We start from the raw sequence: 6479 nt of genomic DNA, 5'->3' as shown, positions 1-6479 counted from the left end.
TTAGAGTTTACACAGAATTAATTACAGTCTCTATGCGAAAAAAATTATTGCTTTATTTTCATTTTTTATCCTAATTTTTTCAATTTCTTTTTCTGCTTATGCAGCTTCACCTACTCAACAAATAGAATACTTATCAGACGGAAGCTATATTGTTACTGAAATCGTATCTGAACCTTCAGATTATTCATTGTTTTCTACAACACAAACCAAAAGCAAAACAAGTACTTATTATAACGCAGCTAACGAAAAAATTTGGGCTGTAACTGTAACAGGTACTTTTTCATATGGCAACGGAACATCTACTTGTCTCTCTGCTTCTTGCACCACCTCTTTATATAGTAATTCTTGGTCCGTTGGCAATAAAAAAGCTAGTAAATCTGGTAACACTGCTAAAGCAAGTGCTACTGGTGTCCGTTATACTAACGGACACGCTGTTCAATCTATTACAAGAACAGTTACCTTAACATGTTCGGCTACAGGAAATTTTTCTTAGTAAAATAATTGTGTTTTTCCCATAAGAAACATAAAAAAGAAGTTCACTCCAGAAGGGAGTTGGCTTCTTTTTTTAATATACATTTTTCACTTCAATGCTATAAAATAAAAATAGACATCTGCAATCCACTAGCTTTTAACATTAGGTTAAGGTAGTCAAAGATAATAAATTATTATATACTTGGGATATAGGAAAATGAAAATCAAAAACGAACAATTTTATTATATATTGTCTGCATATATAGAAAGAAATTACTGGGATTAAAACAGAAATCAGATGATACGAAGCGCTATTTTTTGATATATGTCAAAAGACACAATAGATTTATTGATATATGGAAAAGGATCTGAGATGTGAATGCTTTATGAGCAGATGGATATTTTATCTGTAATGTATGAAATGTAACGGTAGAAATATTAAGAATACAATGTAAATCGAGGTCAAGAAAGAAGGTGACATTAAATATTAAATGCGTATATTGATCACTATTTATGGTTTTGAAATGTCCGAATTGTCATGTTATACATAGCAGAGATGCGAATGAAAACACATATTTTTTTCATAAAGAACTGTACTGTAATATGAGACTTTTTCTACACCAAACACTACACCAATTTTTGTTACTACACCAATTTTTACACCAATTTTCGTTACCAGACGTGACTATACGTGACCATATGTGAAATACACAAAAACGTTTTTAATCCAGTATTTACGCTATATTCCAGCAGTTTAGGCATTTTCAGAACTTCCTATAATTTTATATTTAACATATTTTGCTACTTTGGTAAACAGTTTCGAACATCTGTTTTGAATTTGATTCCGAGAAATATGTGTTTGAACGAAATGGACAATGATACGGCAGTACAGGTACATTTCGCTGTTTCGAGTTTATGAAGAAAGGATTTTGACTGTATGAAATTTGTAATTCAGCGTGTACAGCACGCTTCCGTGACAGTAGACAACGAAGTGATTGGAAAAATCGGGAAAGGATTTTTAGTTCTGATTGGTGTTTCCGAGGAAGATAACACCGAGGTTGCAGATAAGATGATTAAAAAACTGATTGGTATGCGTATTTTTGAGGATGAAAATGGAAAAACCAATCTGGCACTTAAAGATGTAAATGGGGAACTGCTGCTGATTTCTCAGTTTACCTTATATGCAGACTGCAAAAAAGGAAATCGTCCATCCTTTATTAAAGCAGGAAATCCGGAGCTTGCAAACAGCTTATATGAATATATCATTGCGGCATGCAAAAAAGAACTTCCGGTTGTAGAGACAGGAAGCTTTGGTGCAGATATGAAAGTAGAACTGATGAATGATGGACCGTTTACCATTGTGCTGGATTCGGATGAACTCATAAAATAATAAGTGCTGGCAAGCCAGGAAGAATTTCATCATTGACGAAAAAAAATCAATATGAATGGTTTTATTCATAGTATGATTGTACTTAACAGACCGGGGCATTTTATTGCCCAGGTCTGTTTTCATCTTCACTCTGTTTTCCTATTTTTTCTTTTAATCTGTCATATACCAGTTGGCGGAACAACGTATAACATACCGATGCAAGTGGAATAAACAGAAACATTCCAACGATTCCCATGAGTTTGCCTCCAGCGATCACAGCCAACAGTACCCAGATGGATGGCAATCCCACGGAGTTTCCTACCACATGTGGATAGATAAGATTTCCTTCAATTTGCTGTAATACAAAAAATATAATCAGAAACACAACAGCCTGTTGTGGGTTTACGATAAAAATCAGAAAAACGCCAAAAATGCATCCTGCAAAGGCACCAAAGATTGGTATCAATGCGGTACAGGCAATCACGACACTGATCAGCAATGCATAAGGCATGCGGAAAATCGTTAATGTCAGCAAAAAGAGACCACCCAGAATCAATGCTTCCAGACATTGTCCGGTAAAAAAGCGTGTAAAACTTCTGGAAATCATGGCACAAATACCAAAGAGCTTCTCTGCTCTTTCTTCTGAGCAAAATGCGAAAATTACTTTTTTAACCTGCATTTGCAGTTTTTCTTTTTGGAATAACAGATAGCAGGCAAAGGCAAAGGCCAGAAATCCAGTCACAATTCCCTGAAAAACAGAACCGATGGCAGAAATGGTGGAACCAGTAATTGTTTTCGCACTGTCTTTTAAAAAATCAGAAACTGTCTGCAGAATCTGCTGTGTATCAAATGTTTGCATTCCCATCAGGTGTTTAACCAAAGGAACCTTTTTATTCAGATGCTCCATACTGGATTGAAATTGTGGTACAAAATCTGTGATATTTTCATTCAACATGGAAAAACTGTTCGTCAATTGCGGAATCATAAAAAACAGAATCAGCCAGATGATCGTAATAACGATGAGCAATGTTAATAAAAAGCTGGCAATGCGAGTCGATACTCGATAGCTGTCCGATTTATTACGAAATAGCCTTTTTTCAATAAAACGCATAGGAATATTCAGTATAAATGCCATAATGCAGCCAACGAGGAATGGCAGCAAAATTTCCCAGACAGTACGCAGCAGATTCCATTCGGTGTTAGTTTTCCCAAGGATCATGATAAGCAAAACTGCAATGATAAGCAGTAAATATTTATGCTTTTGTATATAATCCTGAAATTTCATTTTAGTCCTCAATTCTTTCTATTTTAATTCTTTCTATTTTTTATCCATTTACATAACTGGATGATCGGCAAACTCAAAAATGCGTAGAGATATACAATTCCAAGTTGTGCCAACGTCAAAGTCTGCACTTTAAACAGATTTTGTAATCCCGGAAGTGTGAGAACCCCGGTGATTAATACAGCTCCCAGTGCAAATGCACCGATTAACCACTTGTTATTTTTCATTTTTTTAGTGAACAGAACCGGTTTTTCTGATTTGCAATTAAATCCATGAAATAATCGCGCCAGACAAAGGGTTCCAAAAGCGCAGGTGCTTGCAAGAAGAGCATTTCCCTGTTGTAATCCCGTGAGATAAGAACAAACGGTTGTCGTTCCGATTACCAATCCATCCAACCCGATTTTTTTCATAAAAGAGGCAGTTAAAATAGAACTGGTGGCAGCTCGCGGGTGTTCTTTCATCACATCATCTGTGTGCGGTTCAAGTCCAAGGGCAATCGCAGGCAGACTGTCTGTCAATAAATTAATAAATAACAAATGTACCGGTGCAAAAGGAACCGGAAGTCCTGCAAGGGATGCCGTTAAAACAGTTAAAATGGCTCCTAGATTTCCTGATAACAGAAATTCAATGGCATGCAAAATGTTGCGATACAGATTTCTTCCGTTTTTCACTGCTGATACAATAGTAGAAAAATTATCATCTGTTAAAACCATGTCAGAAGCATCTTTAGCAACTTCTGTTCCGGTATTTCCCATAGCAACGCCAATATCAGCCTGTTTCAATGCCGGTGCATCATTTACACCGTCTCCTGTCATAGCTACTATATTTCCGCGTGCCTGCCATGCGCGGACGATGCGGATTTTGTGTTCCGGTGAAACCCTGGCATAAACAGATATTTCAGGAACCAGTTCCTGCAATTCCTGATCGGACATCGTATCAAGTACCGCACCTTCACAGGCTTTTGTATCTGGTGTCAGAATTCCAATTCGTCTGGCAATGGCAGATGCTGTCGCAATGTGGTCTCCGGTAATCATGACCGGTCGGATGCCTGCACGGATGCAGGTTGCTACTGCTTCTTTTGATTCCGGACGTGGCGGATCCATCATAGAGATCAGACCAAGAAATGTCAGATGAGATTCATGCTCAAAGGTTAGTTTGTCAATAATAGTAAGTTCTCTGTAGGCAAACGCAAGTACGCGCAGTCCTTGTTCAGAATATTGCTGATTTTGCATCTGAATCCGTTTTTTCTCGTCACTGTTCATAGGAATTGTGCCATTTGTTGTCCAGATCGCATCTGTTCGCTGTAATAGTACATCAACCGCACCTTTCACAATTAAAATTTGCTTTTCGGAAAAATCAGAACTATGATCATCTTTAGAACATGTATGCAGTGTTGACATCATTTTACGATCACTGTCAAAAGGAAGTTCGTCGATTCTTGGATATTTTGCCTGTATTTCAGAAATAGCAATGTGCATCTGTGGTTCCATCTGCAATAAGGCGACTTCCGTCGGATCGCCGATTTCTTTATTTTCCTGTTCAATTCTTGCATCATTACATAACACACTGGCAAAATACAGTAATTTATTAGAAGTATCAGAAGGTGTTGTCTCATCTGCAGGAACAGACTGTCCATTTACATAATAGTCTTCCACTGTCATTTTATTCTGAGTCAGAGTTCCGGTTTTATCTGAACAGATGACGGAGATGCTTCCGAGTCCTTCTACTGCCTGAAGTTTTCGAATAATGGCATGTTCTTTTGCCATTTTTTGTGTACCAAATGATAAAACGATCGTAACAATGGAACTTAATGCTTCCGGAATAGCGGCAACCGCCAAAGCGACAGCAAATAAAAAGGCATTTCCAATCGATTCACCGCGAAAAACACTGATTCCAAACAAGATTCCACAAAAGACTAAAATAGCCATGGAAAGTTTTTTGCCGAAAGAATCAAGTGATATTTGCAACGGGGTTCGTTTCGCAGAGGTATTGTGTAAAAGATTCGCGATTTTGCCGACTTCTGTATGCATGCCGATGTCAGTAATAATAATTTTTCCGCGCCCATTGGTAATGAAACTACCGGAAAATACCATGTTTCTGCGATCACCAAGCGCTACCTGGTCTGGAATAGCATCGGTGATTTTATCAACACTGAGACTCTCACCAGTCAGGGCACTTTCATCAATTTTTAAACCGGCACACTCCATAATCCGGCCATCAGCAGGAACGATATCACCGGCTTCCAAAAGGACGATATCGCCTGGAATCAGGTCTCTGGCAGGAAGCTGCACAACACTTCCGTCACGAAATACGGATGCTTTTGGTGCGGATAAGTTTTTTAAACTGTTTAAAGAACGTTCTGCCTGTCGGGTTTGCACTGTTCCAAGAATGGCATTTAGAGTGATAACGACCAGAATAACGACAGCACTTTCTGCGTCACCAAGCAGTCCGGATATGATTGCCGCAATAATGAGAATAATTACAAGAAAATCCTGAAATTGTTCCAGAAAAAGTTTCCATAAAGGTTTCGATTTCGCAGCGGTCAGTTCGTTCCAGCCTGATGTGCGGCGGCGTTCCTCTGCCTGCGTGGATGTCAGTCCGTCTATGGGGCTGTCAAAGTGTTTCATAACCTGCGTTGCGGTCAGTTGATACATTTCTTTCATGTTAATCCTCCTTGTATCTGTCTGCATCATGTTATCTGCAATTTGCTTGTTGATTATGCAAACTCAGGAATCTTTGAATGAAAAAAGAGACCCTTATTGCACAATCAATGTACAATAAAAGTCTCACCGTTTGCTTACGACACCGGATGTTTCACATCGTACTGACGACACCGTAAACGTGGAATCACGTAGGTTACTCCCTCTTATTGACTCTACTATATATGATAAGGAGGGAATGTGTCAAGGAAAAAATTATTTCTACGACCGTATTTCTATGATGTTGGGGGCAAAAGATGCCGTACGAATTATTCTTTAATCAGACTAAATCATCAGTTCCACATTTTGTTCGATTTCAACACTGGTGTCAAGAAGATCATCTTTGTAACGAGCATATTCTTCAGGCTCTATACGCCAGGCCAGTCCGCAGCCGGCGGATAGTTCCCTTGGAACGGGGATCAGACGACCGGAGATGCCATGCTCTTTACAATATAGCTCCATAGCCATAGCTGCTGAGGTTGTATGAAATGTTAAAATCTGATAAGGTTTTTTCTTTCGCATGACGATAATTCTCCATTTTTCTGATAAGTTATGATATATAGCCACAGCCTGATAGAAGGCGGACTGATCTTCTGTTATTATGCCTGAAATGTAATTTCAAGTCAAACGCATGTGAGACTTGGTGCGTGATTCTGGT

At 38.5% G+C, this 6479-nt stretch carries 4 protein-coding genes; 1 reads left to right on the top strand and 3 read right to left on the bottom strand.

Annotated elements, in window-relative coordinates:
• The first annotated feature begins 1408 nt into the window (after positions 1-1408).
• Complete coding sequence (gene dtd, locus HMPREF0373_RS06005; RefSeq protein ID WP_021738756.1) at positions 1409-1861, top strand: D-aminoacyl-tRNA deacylase; 453 nt, start codon at positions 1409-1411, stop codon at positions 1859-1861.
• A 100-nt stretch (positions 1862-1961) separates the two neighbouring features.
• On the opposite strand, the gene HMPREF0373_RS06000 is transcribed toward dtd, so the two are convergent.
• The 3 genes from HMPREF0373_RS06000 to HMPREF0373_RS05990 all read right to left on the bottom strand — a co-directional run bounded on the left by HMPREF0373_RS06000 (position 1962) and on the right by HMPREF0373_RS05990 (position 6343).
• On the bottom strand, positions 1962-3125 hold the full coding sequence (locus tag HMPREF0373_RS06000) for an AI-2E family transporter (RefSeq protein WP_021738755.1): 1164 nt from the start codon (positions 3123-3125) through the stop codon (positions 1962-1964).
• A 23-nt stretch (positions 3126-3148) separates the two neighbouring features.
• The gene (locus HMPREF0373_RS05995) at positions 3149-5785 is read right to left on the bottom strand and encodes a cation-translocating P-type ATPase (RefSeq protein ID WP_022036110.1); all 2637 of its coding nucleotides are present in this window, start codon (positions 5783-5785) and stop codon (positions 3149-3151) included.
• A gap of 321 nt (positions 5786-6106) precedes the next feature.
• Positions 6107-6343, bottom strand: coding sequence for a DUF3343 domain-containing protein (locus HMPREF0373_RS05990; protein ID WP_021738753.1), 237 nt, complete (start codon positions 6341-6343; stop codon positions 6107-6109).
• Positions 6344-6479: the final 136 nt, after the last annotated feature.

It is taken from the genome of Eubacterium ramulus ATCC 29099, from assembly GCF_000469345.1.
GTDB classification, from domain to species: domain Bacteria; phylum Bacillota; class Clostridia; order Lachnospirales; family Lachnospiraceae; genus Eubacterium_I; species Eubacterium_I ramulus.
Note: the sequence above shows the minus strand (reverse complement) of the source record. Positions and strands in the feature narration are given on the sequence as shown.

What these genes read in the sequence shown, in the direction of transcription:
- dtd (WP_021738756.1), top strand. Translation starts at nt 1,409, where the DNA reads ATGAAATTTGTAATTCAGCGTGTACAGCACGCTTCCGTGACAGTAGAC.
- HMPREF0373_RS06000 (WP_021738755.1), bottom strand. Translation starts at nt 3,125, where the DNA reads ATGAAATTTCAGGATTATATACAAAAGCATAAATATTTACTGCTTATC.
- HMPREF0373_RS05995 (WP_022036110.1), bottom strand. Translation starts at nt 5,785, where the DNA reads ATGAAAGAAATGTATCAACTGACCGCAACGCAGGTTATGAAACACTTT.
- HMPREF0373_RS05990 (WP_021738753.1), bottom strand. Translation starts at nt 6,343, where the DNA reads ATGCGAAAGAAAAAACCTTATCAGATTTTAACATTTCATACAACCTCA.